At 47.3% G+C, this 17,759-nt stretch carries 18 protein-coding genes and 1 riboswitch; of the genes, 13 read left to right on the top strand and 5 right to left on the bottom strand.

What is annotated here, in order from left to right:
- Positions 1 to 447 precede the first annotated feature (447 nt).
- Entirely contained in the window at positions 448 to 972 is a 525-nt protein-coding gene (locus ACWYVB_RS21540; protein ID WP_145534167.1) for a DUF3087 domain-containing protein, read from the bottom strand.
- Between the two features lie 160 nt (positions 973 to 1,132).
- Between ACWYVB_RS21540 and trmY the strand changes: the two genes are divergently transcribed.
- On the top strand, positions 1,133 to 1,732 hold the full coding sequence (trmY, locus tag ACWYVB_RS21535) for a tRNA (pseudouridine(54)-N(1))-methyltransferase TrmY (protein ID WP_053809662.1): 600 nt from the start codon (positions 1,133 to 1,135) through the stop codon (positions 1,730 to 1,732).
- Positions 1,733 to 1,812: 80 nt separating this feature from the next.
- Here trmY and ACWYVB_RS21530 read toward each other — a convergent pair whose 3' ends face one another.
- A complete protein-coding gene (locus tag ACWYVB_RS21530; protein ID WP_005391846.1) occupies positions 1,813 to 3,156 on the bottom strand; it encodes a TldD/PmbA family protein in 1,344 nt (447 codons plus the stop codon).
- On the bottom strand, positions 3,156 to 4,541 hold the full coding sequence (locus ACWYVB_RS21525; protein WP_048625558.1) for a TldD/PmbA family protein: 1,386 nt from the start codon (positions 4,539 to 4,541) through the stop codon (positions 3,156 to 3,158). The genes ACWYVB_RS21530 and ACWYVB_RS21525 overlap by 1 nt, the downstream gene beginning before the upstream one ends.
- 312 nt (positions 4,542 to 4,853) lie before the next feature.
- Positions 4,854 to 4,961: riboswitch (TPP riboswitch) on the top strand.
- Positions 4,962 to 5,058: 97 nt separating this feature from the next.
- Here ACWYVB_RS21525 and thiD point away from each other — a divergent pair.
- From thiD to ACWYVB_RS21485, 8 genes are all read left to right on the top strand, one after another.
- A complete protein-coding gene (thiD, locus tag ACWYVB_RS21520) occupies positions 5,059 to 5,919 on the top strand; it encodes a bifunctional hydroxymethylpyrimidine kinase/phosphomethylpyrimidine kinase (RefSeq protein WP_457530095.1) in 861 nt (286 codons plus the stop codon).
- Positions 5,909 to 6,667, top strand: a complete 759-nt coding sequence (locus ACWYVB_RS21515) for an ABC transporter ATP-binding protein (RefSeq protein ID WP_457530093.1) — start codon at positions 5,909 to 5,911, stop codon at positions 6,665 to 6,667. The genes thiD and ACWYVB_RS21515 overlap by 11 nt, the downstream gene beginning before the upstream one ends.
- Positions 6,660 to 7,460 carry an ABC transporter permease gene (locus tag ACWYVB_RS21510; protein ID WP_457530091.1) on the top strand — a complete coding sequence of 267 codons (801 nt, stop codon included), beginning with the start codon at positions 6,660 to 6,662 and terminating at the stop codon, positions 7,458 to 7,460. The genes ACWYVB_RS21515 and ACWYVB_RS21510 overlap by 8 nt, the downstream gene beginning before the upstream one ends.
- A gap of 22 nt (positions 7,461 to 7,482) precedes the next feature.
- The gene (locus ACWYVB_RS21505; RefSeq protein ID WP_457530090.1) at positions 7,483 to 8,433 is read left to right on the top strand and encodes an ABC transporter substrate-binding protein; all 951 of its coding nucleotides are present in this window, start codon (positions 7,483 to 7,485) and stop codon (positions 8,431 to 8,433) included.
- An 18-nt stretch (positions 8,434 to 8,451) separates the two neighbouring features.
- Positions 8,452 to 9,114: a thiaminase II gene (gene tenA, locus ACWYVB_RS21500; RefSeq protein ID WP_085344575.1), complete on the top strand. Its 663-nt coding sequence runs from the start codon at positions 8,452 to 8,454 to the stop codon at positions 9,112 to 9,114.
- Positions 9,115 to 9,132: 18 nt separating this feature from the next.
- On the top strand, positions 9,133 to 9,924 hold the full coding sequence (thiM, locus tag ACWYVB_RS21495; RefSeq protein WP_457530088.1) for a hydroxyethylthiazole kinase: 792 nt from the start codon (positions 9,133 to 9,135) through the stop codon (positions 9,922 to 9,924).
- 63 nt (positions 9,925 to 9,987) lie between these two features.
- On the top strand, positions 9,988 to 10,602 hold the full coding sequence (thiE, locus tag ACWYVB_RS21490; RefSeq protein ID WP_395185655.1) for a thiamine phosphate synthase: 615 nt from the start codon (positions 9,988 to 9,990) through the stop codon (positions 10,600 to 10,602).
- A gap of 182 nt (positions 10,603 to 10,784) precedes the next feature.
- Positions 10,785 to 11,510 (top strand): phosphatase PAP2 family protein, encoded by a 726-nt coding sequence (locus ACWYVB_RS21485; protein ID WP_069524768.1) that lies wholly within the window; start codon positions 10,785 to 10,787, stop codon positions 11,508 to 11,510.
- Positions 11,511 to 11,580: 70 nt separating this feature from the next.
- On the opposite strand, the gene ACWYVB_RS21480 is transcribed toward ACWYVB_RS21485, so the two are convergent.
- The gene (locus ACWYVB_RS21480) at positions 11,581 to 14,028 is read right to left on the bottom strand and encodes a trimethylamine-N-oxide reductase 2 (RefSeq protein ID WP_268978476.1); all 2,448 of its coding nucleotides are present in this window, start codon (positions 14,026 to 14,028) and stop codon (positions 11,581 to 11,583) included.
- 22 nt (positions 14,029 to 14,050) lie between these two features.
- Entirely contained in the window at positions 14,051 to 15,145 is a 1,095-nt protein-coding gene (locus tag ACWYVB_RS21475) for a NapC/NirT family cytochrome c (RefSeq protein ID WP_085344579.1), read from the bottom strand.
- Between the two features lie 270 nt (positions 15,146 to 15,415).
- On the opposite strand from ACWYVB_RS21475, the gene ACWYVB_RS21470 reads away from it, so the two are divergent.
- From ACWYVB_RS21470 to ACWYVB_RS21455, 4 genes are all read left to right on the top strand, one after another.
- Positions 15,416 to 15,931, top strand: coding sequence for a GNAT family N-acetyltransferase (locus ACWYVB_RS21470; RefSeq protein ID WP_457530085.1), 516 nt, complete (start codon positions 15,416 to 15,418; stop codon positions 15,929 to 15,931).
- A gap of 9 nt (positions 15,932 to 15,940) precedes the next feature.
- On the top strand, positions 15,941 to 16,672 hold the full coding sequence (locus ACWYVB_RS21465) for a glucose 1-dehydrogenase (RefSeq protein WP_006740993.1): 732 nt from the start codon (positions 15,941 to 15,943) through the stop codon (positions 16,670 to 16,672).
- Between the two features lies 1 nt (position 16,673).
- Positions 16,674 to 17,144, top strand: a complete 471-nt coding sequence (locus tag ACWYVB_RS21460) for a GNAT family N-acetyltransferase (protein ID WP_124008234.1) — start codon at positions 16,674 to 16,676, stop codon at positions 17,142 to 17,144.
- 118 nt (positions 17,145 to 17,262) lie between these two features.
- The gene (locus ACWYVB_RS21455; RefSeq protein ID WP_170902858.1) at positions 17,263 to 17,730 is read left to right on the top strand and encodes an HAD family hydrolase; all 468 of its coding nucleotides are present in this window, start codon (positions 17,263 to 17,265) and stop codon (positions 17,728 to 17,730) included.
- Positions 17,731 to 17,759: the final 29 nt, after the last annotated feature.

Raw genomic sequence — 17,759 nt, 5'->3', positions numbered from 1 at the left:
ATAAAGTAATGTTTGAATTGACTGTGCTGAATCCGAAGATTCAATGGTCACTTCGTATCATTGAAACCTAATTTGAAACCGCTCTTTATTAAGAGAAATTTCTAATTGGATTATCATCAACGAGTGCCCACACAGATTGATAGGTCTATATTGTTAAAGAGCTTGCTTCGTAAGCTTTGCTATCGAAGCGGAGGCGTATTCTAAGGAATTAACTTTCAGTGTCAAACACTTTTTTAAATTAATTTTTAGAAGCTTTTCTTTCGCCTTGTTGCCAACCGCTTTTGCGTTTCCGCTTTGCCCTGACAACGGAGGCGCATTATAGGGAGATGATTTTTCTTGGCAACCCCTTTTTAGAAAAAAAACTAAAAAAAAGCGTCGAGTGATTAAATCTCACTCAAACGCTTAATTTTAGCACTCAGTTGTTAACTTCAAGTAGCAAATAGGCAATCAGTATGTGTCTACCCAGCTCTCTTTAAAGCTGGTGATATCAAGATCCAGTGATTGCGCCGCTTCGATTTGCTCAATTGCCTCTAATTCTTTATTTACACTATTCATCGTCAATGTGTTGTTGTCTAACTCAAACACTTGTTGTTGAGTTTTGTAATAGAACTTAAGCGTAGTGAGCGCTTTTACATCGTCATTGCTCGCGGCTGCTTTAATGCTTTTTAGTTTACGAAATATTTTGTTGTGCAGTTGCTTGAGCTTCCAAACGTACAACACCTCTTCCATGTATGGCCGAGTTTTAATTTGATTCAATAAAGAGAGGGAAGTTGCGACTGCGAGAACGACACCAATCAAATTCCAATGGAAGTTTCCCGTTGATTGTTCAGGTACGACTTCAGTGTTACCAAACAAAACTATAAGCAAGGTACTAAAGGCAAGAGATGAGATAGCGAGCAACGCAACAAAACCGCCAATCACCAGGTTTACTTTCTTTTTATAAATGTCTTTATTTATCTTTTTGATTTCCATATACCGCTCCTAACAGGGTTGCCTCCTATTCTAACTAGCACACTCCGCACGACAATCGAAGCTTTGTAAGTAAGTTCACATTTACTATTAAACTCGCATCCCTTCCCTGCTTGGGTATATACTTCCGCGCATTCACTCTTCCTATATAGAGGCTAAACTCATGCGCTCTTTTGTTTTACGAGCTCGCGCGGCGCCAACCACCAGCAAAGCACTATTAGAAGGTGTTGGTAACGAGGCGCATACCGAGATCCTTGCTCATACCATGATGAACACCATGTTCGTGGCACAATCTCACCGTGAAGATGTGGTTGTTCACTTGGTATTAGAGAGCACGAAGGATTACTCGCGCACGATTACCATTCGTTCAAACGACATTACCAATATTGGTGGTTTTCACGAGTCAACGTTGATCGCTGCCGTTGCCCGTGCGTTGGACGCATCTGTTGGTATGGGTAAAGAGCAGCTTCGTGAAGTCGAACCTGGTATCACCGTTCGTACAGTGAGCTTCGAACGCTTGGTTCAAGAACTAGCCGAAGATCACCAACTTTATATGTTGGACAAGAAAGGCGAATTTGTTCGTGACACAGAAATTGGTGAAAACCCATGTTTCTTGCTAACCGATCACATCCCGATGCCGAAGAAGTCGTTCAACAGCTTGAAGCGCCTAGGTACTGAGAAGATCAGCTTAGGTCCTAAGATGCTTTTCGCTTCTCAGTGTGTGGTATTGATCCACAATGAGTTGGACATCCGCGAATTTTAGTTATTCGCGTACACGTTGCTAGATGATGAAAGAGGACTCGATTGAGTCCTCTTTTTTGTTTCTGATTTTCTATGCCGCGCTTATTTGCCGCCAATACTCAAGCGAGCAAAACGCACATCTGGCGCGAAGAAAGTGCGGCTATCATTAATAAGCTGGGTATCACCCACAGCTTCTACTTCTTGCAGCATCTTATAGAAGTTACCTGCAACTGTAATTCCGCGCACAGGTTGAACACGTTGACCATCACGACACAAGAAACCACTCGCACCAAATGAGAAATCACCACTGACAGCATCTGCACCAGAGTGAACCCCTTGCAGTTCCACTAATTCTAGGTATTCACCTGCTTTGACTTCTGGCGCACTGCTGTTGCCTGTCGCAATCACTTTGTGATTCGCTGACACGTCTAAGCTCGATTTTGCACCGCGAGCAGCACTTGCCGTCGACACTGCACCCAAATAACTCGCTGTTTGGCTATTGTGCAATAGCGTATTCAGTTGGCCATTAGCGATCAACACATTGTCTTGGGTGGCAAAACCTTCACTATCAAACCCTGCGATAGCCATACCATTCGGCATGTATGCCGCATCGGTAAAGGTAATCAAGTCACTCGCAACACGTTGACCAAGCTTATCACCCAGTGGCGTAATGCCTTTCATCGCGCTTACACCAGAGAAAGCACTGCCGAAAGCACCGAATAAACTTGCCAGCGCATTGATGTGGAAAATAGCGGGGTAGTTACCCGTCGCAACCGGTACACCTTCAAGAAGATCACGAGCAAGGTTATAACCGCCTTCTATACAATAAGCTGGATCCAACTCATCAAAACGGCGACCTAGCGACATTCTTCCCGCCATCGACTGTTTGCCGTCTTTTTCAAACAGGGTATACGCGTAACAAGTGAACGATCGCTCGAAATGTTGACATAACGTACCTTGAGTATTCGCGATGATGAGCTGAGTTTCACCGTCACTGTAACCATTGTATGGTGAGCTTGAAGCGTGAGGCAGAGCCACAACACCTTGCTCAAGCGCAAGGGACAGTTCAATTTTCTCATCGACCGATGTGGTATCGTCTTGCGCAATTTCTGCAATATCAGTGGTGATTTGGCTGTTCACGCAACTAATGCTCTGATGTTCATCTTGCTTGGAAAAGCGAGCACTTTGCAGCGCGTTTGTGAGCATCAAATCTAAACTTGGTTGCTCGAGTGATTCAGAATAACTTGTCGCGACACGAGCATCTTTAATAACTCGAACACCCAGCACTTGACTTGAGCTTACTTTGTACTCATCCAGCTTGCCTTGGTTTGCTTTCAGCGAAAAGCTGCTGTTGCAGTTTACAATGACGTCCGCTTCTGCGCCTTGACGCTTTGCTTCTGATAGTACGTAATCAACCGCATTAAGAAGTTGTTTTTCTTGGCTCATTAGTTACCGCCTCCTACCAGAATATTATCTACTTTCAGTGTTGGCTGACCGACTGTTGTTGGTACTGAACCACTTACTGAACCACACATGCCCGGCGCAAGCGCCATGTCTTTGCCGACCATGCTGATTTCTTTCAACACTTTTGGACCCGTACTGATCAGCGTTGCTGTTTTCAGAGGTTTGGTGATTTTGCCATTTTCAATGAGGTAAGCTTCACGAACAGCAAAGTTAAACTCGCCCGTTCCCGGTTGAACCGAGCCGCCGCCCATCTTCTTCGCATAGATACCACGTTCGATACCTGCCAGCATGTCGTCAAGTGAATGCTCACCTTCTTCGATAAAGGTGTTACGCATCCGCGAGGTTGGTGCGAACTTGTAGTTTTGACGACGACCAGAACCCGTAGGCTCATAACCTGTCTTCATGCCACCCATTTTATCGACCATGAAGCTGGTTAGCTTACCGTCTTTGATCAGTTGAGTGCGCTGAGTCTTCATGCCTTCGTCATCAACATGAATCGAGCCCCATTCGTTGGTCATGGTGCCATCATCTACAGCATTCACTGCAGTGTGAGCAACCATTTCGCCCATTTTGTCGTGGAATACGGACGCTTTCTTCGCAACCGAAGTGGTTTCTAGTAAGTGACCACACGCTTCATGGAAGATAACGCCGCCAAAGCCGTTACCAATTACCACTGGCATTTCACCTGATGGACAAGCATCAGCGCCAAGTTTCACTAACGCTTGCTGCGCGATAGTTTGACCCAGCTCTTTTGCATCAAGCTGTTCGCTGAACTCCCAACCAGCAAGAGCGCCAGGACCTTCCATACCAGAAGACTGCTCATTACCTTTTTGAGCAACGGTGTTACCCGCCACACGAATGTAGTGACGCGTATCGTCTACATGCAAACCTTCTGAGTTGAAGATAGACACTTGCTGCTCGCGCTGAAGCACACTACCAATGAACTGGCTGATGTACTCACTTTCTGCACGCGCAGCTTGGTCAACTTTCAATAGAAACGCGATTTTTGAATCTAAGTTAGCATCCTGACTTAACGGCATGCGGCAACCGTGTTGGATTGGGTAGCGGTTCAAATTCAAAGAACCTGCTGACGCGATTTGTTCACGCTTGTCTTTTGCCGCAAGCAATGACGTTACGCGTTTTAGCTCGGCTTCGTCCGTGCTATTGGTGTATCCATAAAGCACTTTGTGACCGAAGAAGAGGCGAATGCCGATACCAAAATCAATCCCCGAATTGATCTTGTCCACCTCACCAGATGCGATCTGGACGGTGTTAGTTTGATGATGTTCAACGAATAGTTCAGCGAAATCAGCCCCTAAAAAGAGAGCATGATCGATCACTGACTTCGCTGTTGCAGAATTAAGCATGAAGTCTCCTTGCTCGATGATCGTCTTAGCCTTCCTAATTAACTGTCGAAAAGTTCAACAAAGTTAAATTGGCAACGCGTTAAATTTTAACAGTTTTTTAACCTTGTTTTGTGCTAATCCTTGCTTAACGAGACCACGATTATTTATTAAATATTCCAGGTTCAGCTCTTTCACCAGAGCGTTGCACTAGTAAATTCCACACGACGAACCATTTAGATGCTTACTCTATCACTCACCTCGCATAATTGAATACTCAATAATAATTACTCTCAAAAAACGTATCCCTTCTACAAGGGGCCTGCTATCATCCGAGCGAAATAGTCGGGGGGCCACGCGATAAGCGTTGGCTGAGATCGAGATTCGAGACCCGTTGAACCTGATTCAGTTAGCACTGACGTAGGGAACTATGCGCACTTTGCCTTTCGCCGCTCCTCTTTGGCGAGCGATAACGATCGAACAATCGATCTATCCACAACGGTCAAAGTCAGTTCCTATACGTCTTGTAGTAGGAGCGACCATGACGCAGCAATCACAGCCATCTTTACACCAGGCACAATCACCTATAACCACCCCAGTTGTCTTAACCATCGCAGGCTCCGACAGCGGCGGCGGCGCAGGCATCCAAGCCGATATCAAAGCGATGTCCGCAACTGGCAGCTTTGCCTGCTCAGTGATTACCGCCATCACCTCACAAAACACGCAAGGCGTTTCTGCGATTTTCCCTATTCCTCTTGATCACGTTGAAAGCCAACTCGATGCGGTGTTTACCGATCTCAATATTGTGGCGGTAAAAGTCGGCATGCTGGCGGATTCGAACATCATTAAAGTCGTTGCTAACAAGATTAAGCAATACCAACCTAAACATCTTGTGATTGATCCCGTCATGGTCGCCACCAGCGGCGATTTGCTACTTGAGCAATCAGCAATCAGCACATTAAAAGAAGAACTAATTCCACTGGCAGACATCATCACTCCTAACCTGCCAGAAGGTGCAGCATTGACGGGTAAGCCAGTGCCTCAATCAGAATCTGAAATGAACGATATGATTACCGACCTTCGTGCACTTGGTGCCAAAGCTATTCTGCTCAAAGGCGGTCATCTTGAAGAAAATGAAAACAGCAACGATCTGCTGATCATGCAAAACAGTGCGGAGTTAATCAGCGCCAAGCGTTTTCCGACCAAAAACACCCACGGTACGGGCTGTACACTGTCTTCCGCCATTGCGTCTTACCTTAGCCAAGGCAACAACCTACACAAAGCGGTGCACCTTGGTAAGCAGTACATCAGCCAAGCTATCGCACACGCTGATGAATTGGAAGTGGGGAAAGGTCACGGCCCTGTGAATCACTTTTTTTCGGGTCATACTTATGTTCGCTAACGCGATTGGCATTCAGCTTTCCGACGCCAGTTTGCAATACAAAGACAGCCAAACACCGACTTTAGCGGGAGTGAACATGACCATTCCTGTCGGTCAATGGACGGTATTACTCGGACGAAGTGGCTGCGGGAAAACCACAATATTGCGTTACTTAGCTGGCCTACTGGATGACCAAGTTGACTGGCATGGCGAACTCATCACAACCGATGGCGCTGCACTGCATGACCGTATCGCTTACATGGCTCAGCAGGATTTATTGCTACCGTGGCTTAACGTGCTGGATAACGTCTGCCTCAGCTCGCGCTTTTCTCACGCCAATTCAAATCCAGCGGATGAGAAACAACGCGCTCTCAACTTGTTAGAGCACGTTGGGTTGGCAGATTACGCTTACGCCAAACCCGCTCAACTCTCCGGAGGTATGCGACAGCGCGTAGCCCTTGCTCGCACTCTGATGCAAGACAAACCTTTGGTTTTGATGGATGAACCTTTCTCGGCATTGGACGCCGTGACTCGCCACAAATTGCAAACTCTCTCTGCCGAGCTACTAAAAGACAAAACCGTTGTCTTGATTACACACGATCCGCAAGAAGCGGTGCGATTGGCGCATCAACTCTATGTGTTACAAGGCACGCCAGCTCAAGCACAGCACTTGGTTGTTCCGAACTCCAAGCAACCAAGAGCTCTCGATGGAGAGTGCGCAGTTCTGCAGCAAGCGATTTTGGATCAGTTGGAGAAAGACTATGAGTGATATGACTCAGTACAACTCCGTTTCGGCGCGTATTAATAAAAAGGAACGCGTGACTCATCCGGCGTTGCGTCTGCTGATCAGCGCAGCCGTGATCTTAGGTTTGTGGCAACTCATTGTAGTGGTGTTTGACATGCCAAGCTTTATCTTGCCTTCGCCAATTGAAGTATTGGATAGATTAGTCACTCGATACGACGTGCTATTCAAACACACTTGGGTAACGGCACAAGAGATCCTACTTGGCCTCGCACTCGGCTTATCAATGGGTTTGCTATTCGCTTTGCAAATGCTGATGTTCGAGCCGCTCAAACGCTGGCTATTGCCGATTCTTATCGCCAGCCAAGCAATTCCAGTATTTGCTATCGCGCCAGTGCTCATGCTTTGGCTGGGTTACGGCATTGCATCGAAAGTAGTAATGGCGGCGATCATCATCTTTTTCCCCGTCACGACATGTTGCTACGACGGTTTACGCAATACACCAACTGGTTACCTCGATCTTGCCAAAACCATGGGCGCATCGAAATGGCAATTACTGCGCCATATTCAACTACCTGCCGCCCTACCAACGTTAGCGTCTGGTATTCGCGTTGCCGTGGTTATTGCGCCGATTGGTGCCGTGGTAGGTGAATGGGTCGGCTCAAGTGAGGGCCTAGGCTATCTGATGCTGCAAGCCAACGCACGCATGATCATCGATGAGATGTTCGCTGCCCTATTCATCCTCGCCGCGCTGTCTATCGCACTCTATTTCACCACTGACAAATTACTGAAAAAAGCCATTCCCTGGGAAAACAAATAGGGAAAGAAAAAGGAAGACCCCCGTGAATAAAAACAAACTCATGAGCGCTGCTGCTCTGCTCGCTTCAATCGTTTCAACTAACGTACTTGCTGCCGAAAAGGAGCTTACTTTAATGCTGGATTGGTTCGTTAACCCGAACCATGGCCCTATCGTGATCGCACAAGAGCGCGGCTACTTTAAACAGCAAGGTTTGAAGGTAGATATACAAGAACCCGCCGACCCAAGCACTCCACCCAAACTAGTTGCGGCTGGCAAAGTCGATATGGCGATTTCATACCAACCTAGCCTGACCATCGACGTAGCGGCTGGCTTGCCATTAATTCGCTCTGCGACCTTGATTGCTACTCCCCTCAACACATTGATGGTGTTGGATAACGGCAAGAACGACAACCTTGGCGACCTTAAAGGCAAGAAGATCGGTATTGCGATCGCAGGTAACGAAGAGGCGACAATCGGCACCATGCTTGCGCAGGAGAACGTGAAGTTTTCTGACGTGCAAATCATCAACGTCGGTTGGGCACTCTCTTCCTCTCTTGCCTCAGGGAAAGTAGACGCTATTTGGGGCGGCTTGCGTAACTTCGAAACCAACCAACTTGCGCTAGAAGGCTACAAAGCCAAAGCCTTCTTCCCAGAAGAACACGGCGTACCAGCGTATGACGAACTGGTGTTTGTGGCGAATGCAAAAACCTACGACAAAGCGGCTATTAAAGCGTTCAACAAAGCGCTGGAGCAAGCGACCACTTACATCGTCAACCATCCTAAAGAGTCTTGGAAAGAGTTTGTCGCTTACTCGCCAGACACGCTAAACAACGAGCTCAACCAACGCGCTTGGAATGACACGTTAACTCGTTTCGCGCTTCGCCCATCAGCAGTCGATCTAAAACGCTACGACGATTACGCCGAGTTCATGTACTCACAACAAATCATCGAAACGCTACCAAAAGCGAAAGATTACGTACCGAGCTTTGACTAATTACGAGATAGCCCAATTATGAAATACCAAGATTTGATTAACGCTTGTCGGCAAGATTGGCAAGAATACACCGAGCATGCCTTCGTGCAGCAATTGGCCAAAGGCACTCTGGCTCAACCTTGTTTTCTGCATTACTTAAAGCAAGATTTCTTATTCCTAAAACAGTACGCACGAGCTTATGCGCTGGCAATCTACAAAGCGCGTACGTTAGACGATATGCGCCGCGCACTACCAAGCGTACATGCGCTTTTAGATTCAGAGATTGCCCACCATGTTACCTACTGCGGTCAGTGGGGATTAACGGAATCTGATCTCGAAAACGAGCCGGAAGACTTTGGCACGGTGGCTTACACGCGCTACGTATTGGATGCGGGAATGACGGGTGACTTAGTTGACTTATATGCCGCGCTCGCCCCTTGCTCCATCGGCTACGCCGTCATTGGTAAAATGCTGATTGAAGATGAAAACACGGTATTCGAAGGCAATCCTTACGCAAGTTGGATTAACTTGTACGGCGGTGAAGAGTTCCAATCTGGCGTGGCAAGTGGGGCCGAACACTTTAACCAGCTACTGGCTGAAATCGACATCCACAGCCAGCGCGGTCAAAACCTGATTCAGGTCTTCAAAACCGCAACGCGTATGGAAGTGGCGTTTTGGCAACAAGGTCTAAACGCGCAATAAGGTTAATTGGAGAATCTCATGTTAATAGAACAAATCACTCAAGCATTAACCGCAGTGCGTCAGCAAAAGCCTTTAGTCGTGAACATTACCAACTACGTGGTGATGAACAACACGGCGAACGCTTTGTTGGCTATCGGTGCTTCGCCAATCATGGCGCATTCAAAGCAAGAAATGGCAGAAATGATGTCGTTTGCTGGCGCTTTGGTGATCAACATCGGCACCCTAGACAGCGTTTGGACGCCGCGCATGAGCTATGCCGTCGAGCAAGCCAATTCGAACGGTAAAATCGTTGTGCTCGACCCTGTCGGTTGCGGTGCAAGTTCACTGCGCACCGAAACCTCGCGCGAAATCGCCCGTCTTGCAAACAAGTTAATCATTCGTGGTAATGCGTCCGAAATCATTGCTCTCGCTGGTGAGCAAGCGCAAAGCAAAGGTGTAGATGCACTCGACAGTAGTGGTGCAGCCCTTGAGGCGGCTCACTTCTTAGTTGAAGAATACGGAGCGAGCGTGGTGATCTCCGGCGAAACTGACTACATCGTGACAAAAGAGCAAACCGTCCAGCTGAATAATGGTCACGAGATGATGCCATACGTAACGGGCATGGGTTGCACGTTAACCGCACTGACTGGCGCTTTCGCAGCAATCGGCGAGGAAACAGGCCTTGCTGCGGCAGCGGTGCTTGGCGTTGTGGGTGAAATTGCGGCTGAGCAAGCTCGAGGGCCAGGTAGCTTGCAAATGCATCTTTTGGATGAGCTTTACCAACTGGATGAAGAAACACTGGCAACACGTCTTAAATTACAAGTGAGATAAATCGCTTCTCAATGCTTTAAACGCCTCTCACTCCAACGAAAGTGGGAGGCGAAAGGAAACACAATGAACGCCTATCGTTTGTATTTGGTCACCGACGACCAACAAGATTTATCCACTCTCAAACACGTTGTAAGAAAGGCGGTAGAAGGTGGGGTCACCATGGTGCAGGTGCGTGAAAAACATGGTGACGTTCGTGCATTTATTGAACGAGCTCAAGCCGTAAAGACGATCCTTGAAGGCACTGGAGTCCCGTTAATCATCAATGATCGTGTTGATGTTGCCCTTGCTGTTGATGCTGATGGTGTCCACTTGGGGCAATCAGATATGCCCGCAACTATCGCTCGCGAGTTGATTGGACCAAACAAAATTCTCGGCTTATCGATTGAGACTGAAGATCAACTGGCAGAGGCGGATTCTCTGCCCATTGATTACATCGGCTTGAGTGCCATCTTCGCTACGCCGACCAAAACCAACACCAAAAAACACTGGGGTATTGAAGGTTTGAAGATGGCGTTGAACACCACGTCCTTACCAATCGTCGCTATTGGTGGCATCAACGAAACCAACATTCCTGCCCTGAGTGCGACAGGTGTGCATGGTTTGGCTTTGGTTTCTGCCATTTGTCATGCAGAAAACCCAACCAAAGCAGCAGAGTACTTACTTTCTCTGATGGATTAAGACCCCAACGCTTAAGGATGAGCGCCTTTACCCTCCGGATAAATGCCATCAATTCATCACTCAACCTTCATTCTCTCGTCAAATTGACAAAGCGTTGATAAGTTTTTCACGCCAGATAACGTAAGATAAGCCCCTTATTTTAACGTGGTTGAATAACCCTCAATAAAAACAAAACGCTCTCAATGAAAACCAAAAAATATGGATTGATGATGCTCGCCTTGTTTGTTCTTGGCATCATCCCAATGTCGCTGTTTGGCTCTTATCACAATCTCACTTCACAGGTGCCTGAAAGTCTGGGTATTACTTTTACTTTGCTCACAGATTCTGCTGGCAGCAAAGGCTTTTTAATTACCTTAACGCTGCTACTGCTTTCTTTATTTCGCTTTAAACCAAGTAGCACTGAGTGGATGCAAAAACTCTCAATGTTAGGGCTGTTACTTGTGATTGGCTTTGCCAGCAAAACGGGGCTAAAACTGATGACAGAAAGCCCGCGCCCGTACACGGAATTGCTCGCAGCAGAACAATTGATTGAAACACCAGAAACGTTTTATCAGTTGGAGACAAATCAACAAGCCAACGTAATTAACCAGATTTCTGAACAAGTCAGTGATTGGCGGACACGCCATTGGCAAGGCGAGAAAGACTATTCTTTCCCATCCGGTCATACAATTTTCGTTTCGATTTGTCTGGCTTTCTTTGGTGGGTTGTTCTTACAGAACAAGTGCTATACCTCTGCACTGTCATTATGGATGTGGGGAATGAGCGTCGCATATAGCCGCTTATGGCTGGGCATGCATCGCCCTGAAGATTTAATAGGTTCGGTCTTGTTTGTCGCGATTGTATTTACTTTACTCCCGACATTTCAGATTAAGAAACAGATGCCGTTTGTTTCTCTCGCTTCGCGCTAATGTGAACGATGACTAGATAAAAAAGAAGCCAGCGATTCGCTGGCTTCTTGCTTTCAAGCGCTACTTTTTTCTAGCCATTTTTTGGTGGTTCAAACGCTGTTAGTTCTAATTCTGGGCCAGTGTATTTTTCAATACGAACCAGTGCCGAGTTCGCCGCACAGCCGTTTGCAAGTCGAGAGGTCGGAATATCCAACGTTAACACATTACAACCGCCGTTCTTACAAATGCCGGTTTTCGGATCCAGATCCGGCCAACCGCCTTCATGAATACACACTGAACCTTGCTTGATTCGGTCAGTCACTTCTGCGCCAACCAATACTTGGCCACGGTTGTTAAACGCACGAACTAGATCGCCCGTTTTAATACCACGCGCTTTCGCATCTTCAGGGTGAATCCAAATAGGTTCACGGTTTGCAATTGCGTACTCTTCTCGAATCTTCGCGTAGTTAAACTGGCTGTGTAGACGATGCGCTGCGTGCGCGGTCATTAACTGCAACTCGCCATCTTTTGCATTGCCAGTGTACTCGGTTGGTGCCATCCACGTTGGGTGTGGAGGACAGTCTTCCAACTGGTAACCTTCAATCGTTTTCGAGAAGATTTCAATCTTACCACTTGGCGTACCTAGCGGGTTCATGATCGGGTCTTCACGGAAATCCGCGTAACGAACAAACTGTGCGTTCTTCTCGTTCCACTTCATCTCGATCAGTTGGTTATCTTCCCAGAACTTGCTGAAGTTCGGCATTGCTACGCGAGAGCCACGGCCACCTTGTTGCGCCGCCTTGTAGAAGCCGTACAGCCATTCCATTTCAGTCTTGCCTTCGGTGTACACGTCACGGCCACCCGGAGCTAGCATCTCTGCCATGTCCGCGAATACATCGAAGTCATTACGCGCTTCACCTTGCGGCTCAACCACTTTCTTCATTGGCACCAAGTGTTGGTTACTGTAGTCACCCGTCATCGTTAAGTCGTTACGCTCGAACGATGTGGTGATTGGCAGAACGATGTCCGCATGCTTCGCAGCCGCAGTCCAGTAAGGTTCTGAAATCACGATCAGCTCAGGCTTTTGCCATGCTTTAATCAAGCGGTTGGTGTCTTGGTGGTGAGTAAAGTTCGCACCACCTGCCCACCAAATCATCTTGATATCTGGGAACGTCAGTTCATGACCGTTGTGATGGTAGGATTGACCTGGGTTTTCCAACGCCTCGACAATACGCGCCACAGGGAAGCTTTGCACCGCGCCAGATACCGCCCAGTCGTTACCCGCAGAAGAGCCGCCACCCAGTGATGCTGAAATCGCAGGAAGCACGCCAGCGTCACGAGCAGGGTTACCACCGTTTGAGTAGTGGTAAGAGAAACCAAAACCACCACCCGGTAAACCGATTTGACCCAACATTGTTGCCAGTGTAACCAGCATCCAGTGACGCTGTTCACCGTATTGTTGGCGCTGCATGCCCCAACCCGCCATCAGCATGGTGCGGTTTTTACTGAAGATGTCAGCCAGTAGCTCAAGTTGCTTCGCAGGTACGCCACAGATTTGCGATGCCCACTCCGCTGATTTTTCTACGCCGTCTTCTTCGCCCATCAGGTACGCTTCAAATTTGTCGTAACCAGCGGTGTATTTATCGAGGAAGGCTTTATCGTGCTTACCTTGTTTCACCAAGGTGTGTGCGATACCCATCATCATCGCTACGTCGGTCATTGGGTGAGGAGCAATCCACTCCGCATTCTCACCAAAAAACTCAATGGTTTCAGAACGAATAGGGTCAATCGCAATAACCGTCTTGCCTGATTTTTTCAATTGATGGAAGAACTCAAGACCAGCGCAGTCTGTTGAGCTCCACGCGATTTTTAGGGTGTTGATCGGGTTTAAGCCCCAAAGCACAACCACATCGCTGTGCTCTAGTACCACTGGGTACGTGGTTTGTTGCTCGTACACTTCGATAGAGCCCACAACGTGCGGCATGATGATCTGCGCAGCACCCGTTGAGTAGTCACCCAAGTGGCCTGAATAGCCGCCCGCCATGCTCATGTAACGTTGCAGCAAGGTTTGTGCTTTGTGCAGCACGCCACTTGAACGCCAGCCGTAAGAGCCAGCAAACACAGAAGCCGGGCCATATTCTTTACGAATTCGCATGTGCTGCTCGTGGATCAGCTTGTAAGCCTCATCCCAAGACACACGCACAAACTCATCACTACCGCGCACACCTTCTGGCGACGATGGGTTTGCCAAGTAGCCTTTACGTACCATTGGGTACTTCACACGCGCCTTGGTATGCACTTGGTCAGGCCCAGTAGTTTGTAGACTATTTGGTACAGTTTGTGGCAGAGCATTAGTGGTCGATACTAGCTTGCCATCTTTCACTTCACATAACATTGGGCCCATGCGGCCCGCAGTCAAAATGCCCTTACCACGCTGGTTTGAAGACGCAATAGACATAGGCGCAAAAGAAGTAAATGCCATGGCGCCAGCCGCCAGACCTGTGCCTTTTAGAAATCCACGACGGGTTAAATTAGTCATAATCTTATCCTTCTATTTATCGTTAGTGACCAACCACATCTTTCGCGTGGTGCTGGAAGAACTTAGTAAGAATTTCTAGGTTTTCGGCAGTGATGTCTGTTCGATCACCCATACTCTTCGCCACTGGTCCCCATGCGTTCACCGTGAAGTGATTTGAAGGAATTTTCGCGTGACAAGTTGCACAATAAACGTTGTCTAGCTCTTCTGCGTATGACCAAACTGGGTCAAGCGTATCTACAACAGGAGAATCGATCGTGCCTGTTAGTGACACTGCGCGCCATTCGTTGCCGTAAACGTCGGCCTTAAACTCACCGCCCTCAAGAGCTTGCTGACCTTGCTCGGTTAGCGTTGCTACGATGGCACGTTGACCTTCACCCATGTACAGCACTTGCTCTGCGCCTTTCATTTGGAATGCGTCCAACTTAACAGTACGCTCATCACCTTCAGAGCTGATTACTTCTAACTTCGTCGTTGGGTTAATTTTACCCATCTCACCCATTGCGATTTCAGTCACAGGATAAACGACTCTGGCACCAGGTGATGTTTTTGTGGTGAAGCTCATCAACGTTTCAAATGCCTTGCTGTCTAGCTCAGCTTCTGGTGCAAAGTGAGCAACGCCTTTGTGACAATCGATACACGTTTGATCGTTCGCTTTTGCGTACTCGTGCATTTTCGCTGCATCGCGAGATTGCTCAAATTCTTCCATCGCGTCAAAGTCGTGGCAAGAACGGCACGTTGCAGAGTCGTTTTCACGGAACTGCTCCCACACCATCTCCGCAAGCTCTTTGCGGTGCGCTTCGTATTTTTCTGGCGTGTCGATCTTGCCAGTCACGAACTCATGGTAGATGTCTTTCGATGCACGAATCTTCGTGATCAGGTAGTCCATCGGTTCTTGTGGGATGTGGCAATCAGAACACTCGGCACGAATGCCTTTCGCATTACTGAAGTGCACTGAGCCTTGGTACTCTTTGTAAGGGATTTCCATAGAGTGGCACGAGAGACAGAACTCAGTATCAGAGGTGTAATGCATTACCGCTGCAGTACCACCTAATGTTAACCAGCCCACACCAATGCCGGCAGCAACCAGCAGTGCAACATATCGTTTTTTTATTGACATAATTAGCAACACTTCCAAATAAAATGTAATTATAGATCGCAAAATACTACTTTATGGGTAGTTCTCTCTTGATCCACATCATTTCCGTGTTGCTCTATGTGTCTCAAGTATGAAATTTCGTTATTTTCATCTCATAAATGAATATTCAGTAAGAATTCATTACCCAACCAGGCATTCACCACACAAATCACTTTTGTAAGTGCAACCGTTTGATTAAAGAGATAAGAGGATGAGAAACTGGCTCTCTACATAAATGCTGTAAGGACACGCATGTCAGTTTATATTGAGACTCACCGAAGCCGATTAAGACCTATCGAAGCCAGCGATTGGGAACTATTTCAGCGATTACATTCCGAACCAGAGATCATTGAGCTCTGTTTTGATCGCCCGAGCGAAAAACAAATAAAAGAAAAATTTGCTTCGCGATTATTACCATGGACACCAGACAGTCCGCACTGGCTTTGCCTCGTCATACTAAATAAGCAATCTGAACAACCGATTGGCGTCACTGGCCTTGCCATTGAAGAAGGTAACGCAGAGGTGGGTTACTTACTTTTGCCTGAATTTCATGGCCGACAGTTTGGAACAGAAACCCTTCAAGCGCTTCTAAATTGGGCGAGAGCAACACATGACATCGACCGCTTTTCCGCTACGGTCACTGAAGGGAATATTGCTTCAGAGCGTGTTCTCATGAAGTGCGGATTCGAGCTATCTGAAGTCATTCCTGACGCATACCAAATTGGCGACAAGCGTTACGCCGACAAAATCTACTCGCTACAAAAATAAGGATGTATTTTGAATAAAGTAGTCATCGTTACTGGCGCAAGCCGAGGCATTGGAGCCGCAACAGCGAAAAAACTGGCCGAGCAAGGGTATGCCGTGTGTGTTAATTACCGTGCGCAAAGTGAAGCAGCTCACCAAGTGGTCAGAGATATACAAGCAAATGGCGGAAAAGCGATCGCCGTTCAAGCAGATGTATCGGACGAGCAACAAGTGCTCAATCTTTTCGATGCAACAGAAAACGCACTAGGCTCAGTCACCCATTTGGTCAACAACGTTGGCATTCTATTTACTCAGTCACCGTTGGCGGAAATCAGCTTGGAACGCTTTCAGAAAGTAATGAACACTAATGTGAATAGCTGCTTTCTCTGTTGTAGAGAAGCGGCGAAGCGATTCAGTACTGGTGGCGCAATTGTGAATGTTTCTTCTGGGGCATCACGCTCAGGCGCGCCATTCGAATATGTCGATTACGCCACATCAAAAGGCGCAATGGATACCTTAACCAAAGGGCTATCGCTTGAATTGGCAGACCGAAATATTCGCGTCAATGGCGTTCGACCTGGTTTCATTTATACCGATATGCACGCCGATGGTGGAGAACCAAACCGAGTGGATAGGCTCAGCCCTCAAATTCCACTGAAACGGGGCGGTACGGTAGAAGAAGTGGCGAATGCGATCGCTTGGCTACTCAGTGATGAAGCTTCTTATGTTACAGGCTCTTTTATCGATCTTTCAGGCGGTAAGTAAAATGGAAGTCAACATTCGACAAGCAACTCCTGACGATTTGGATGCAATTTTTGAATTAAACCTACAAATCAACGCACTGCATTTTGCCAACGCGCCTGAAGCTTTTGTAGCACCTTCGGAAGACGACCGAGCGTTCCTCACTCAGGCTCTCGAGAATGATGAACGCTTGTTTTTAGTCGCAGAACATGAAAAGGAGGTAGTCGGCTTTTTAACCGCGATGATCACTCAGAATGAAACCGTCAGCTTTCTGATCAAAGATCCAATTTGTCGAGTAGGAACGATTGTTGTCGATGAGGAGCAGAAGCAGCAGGGCATCGGTCGCCAACTGCTTGAGGTCTGTGAGCAATGGGCGCGCGATGCCAATGCTACACAAGTTCGATTAGAAGTGATGGAATTCAATCAACCAGCACAGCGGTTTTACGACAAGCAAGGTTTTAAAACTAACTCACGCATTATGCTGAAACATTTGTAACGATAACGACAATTAAGCGCTTTTCACGACTAAAGCCACCTAAATCGCATTTATCGATGCAATTTATCCCCTGATTTTAGAAAAGACGATATGATGTGCGGATAAAGGAGATTCGAACATGATTTATCTTTTCGATTGGGGGAACACCTTAATGGTGGATTTCCCTCACGCACAAGGAAAAATGTGCGATTGGGAACACGTAGAAACGATTCCTCTGGCCAAAAAAACACTGGCAACACTTTCCCAAAATCATGCTATTTACATCGCGACCAGTGCGTCTGATTCCAACATGGAAGAGGTTCAGCGTGCGTTCGTCCGCGTCGACTTAGACCAGTACTTAAATGGCTACTTTTGTTTTGCCAATCTCGGCATCGCTAAAAACCAACCTGAGTTTTATCTTGCTATCGCAAAACAGCTAGGGGTTAACGTGAGTGAGTTAACTATGGTTGGCGACTTGCCCTATAAAGACATTTACCCTGCAATGCAAGCTGGCGTAAATACGATTTGGTTTAATCCAACAGGAGCCAATGCGCCAGCCGATCCCATTCCGAATCAAATTCGCTGTTTATCTGAACTCGTACCTTAACCATCACTAACCTGCACTAATCAAGGAAG

The sequence above is a fragment of the Vibrio sp. JZG10 genome, from assembly GCF_054064075.1.
This window is presented reverse-complemented; position numbering and strand designations above follow the sequence as displayed.

Bases quoted from the DNA above. Each gene is read 5' to 3' on its own strand.
- ACWYVB_RS21540 (WP_145534167.1), bottom strand. From the start codon at position 972: ATGGAAATCAAAAAGATAAATAAAGACATTTATAAAAAGAAAGTAAAC.
- ACWYVB_RS21470 (WP_457530085.1), top strand. From the start codon at position 15,416: ATGTCAGTTTATATTGAGACTCACCGAAGCCGATTAAGACCTATCGAA.
- ACWYVB_RS21475 (WP_085344579.1), bottom strand. From the start codon at position 15,145: ATGTCAATAAAAAAACGATATGTTGCACTGCTGGTTGCTGCCGGCATT.
- ACWYVB_RS21480 (WP_268978476.1), bottom strand. From the start codon at position 14,028: ATGACTAATTTAACCCGTCGTGGATTTCTAAAAGGCACAGGTCTGGCG.
- ACWYVB_RS21530 (WP_005391846.1), bottom strand. From the start codon at position 3,156: ATGAGCCAAGAAAAACAACTTCTTAATGCGGTTGATTACGTACTATCA.
- thiD (WP_457530095.1), top strand. From the start codon at position 5,059: ATGACGCAGCAATCACAGCCATCTTTACACCAGGCACAATCACCTATA.
- thiM (WP_457530088.1), top strand. From the start codon at position 9,133: ATGTTAATAGAACAAATCACTCAAGCATTAACCGCAGTGCGTCAGCAA.
- trmY (WP_053809662.1), top strand. From the start codon at position 1,133: ATGCGCTCTTTTGTTTTACGAGCTCGCGCGGCGCCAACCACCAGCAAA.
- ACWYVB_RS21460 (WP_124008234.1), top strand. From the start codon at position 16,674: ATGGAAGTCAACATTCGACAAGCAACTCCTGACGATTTGGATGCAATT.
- ACWYVB_RS21515 (WP_457530093.1), top strand. From the start codon at position 5,909: ATGTTCGCTAACGCGATTGGCATTCAGCTTTCCGACGCCAGTTTGCAA.
- ACWYVB_RS21455 (WP_170902858.1), top strand. From the start codon at position 17,263: ATGATTTATCTTTTCGATTGGGGGAACACCTTAATGGTGGATTTCCCT.
- ACWYVB_RS21510 (WP_457530091.1), top strand. From the start codon at position 6,660: ATGAGTGATATGACTCAGTACAACTCCGTTTCGGCGCGTATTAATAAA.
- tenA (WP_085344575.1), top strand. From the start codon at position 8,452: ATGAAATACCAAGATTTGATTAACGCTTGTCGGCAAGATTGGCAAGAA.
- ACWYVB_RS21485 (WP_069524768.1), top strand. From the start codon at position 10,785: ATGAAAACCAAAAAATATGGATTGATGATGCTCGCCTTGTTTGTTCTT.
- ACWYVB_RS21525 (WP_048625558.1), bottom strand. From the start codon at position 4,541: ATGCTTAATTCTGCAACAGCGAAGTCAGTGATCGATCATGCTCTCTTT.
- thiE (WP_395185655.1), top strand. From the start codon at position 9,988: ATGAACGCCTATCGTTTGTATTTGGTCACCGACGACCAACAAGATTTA.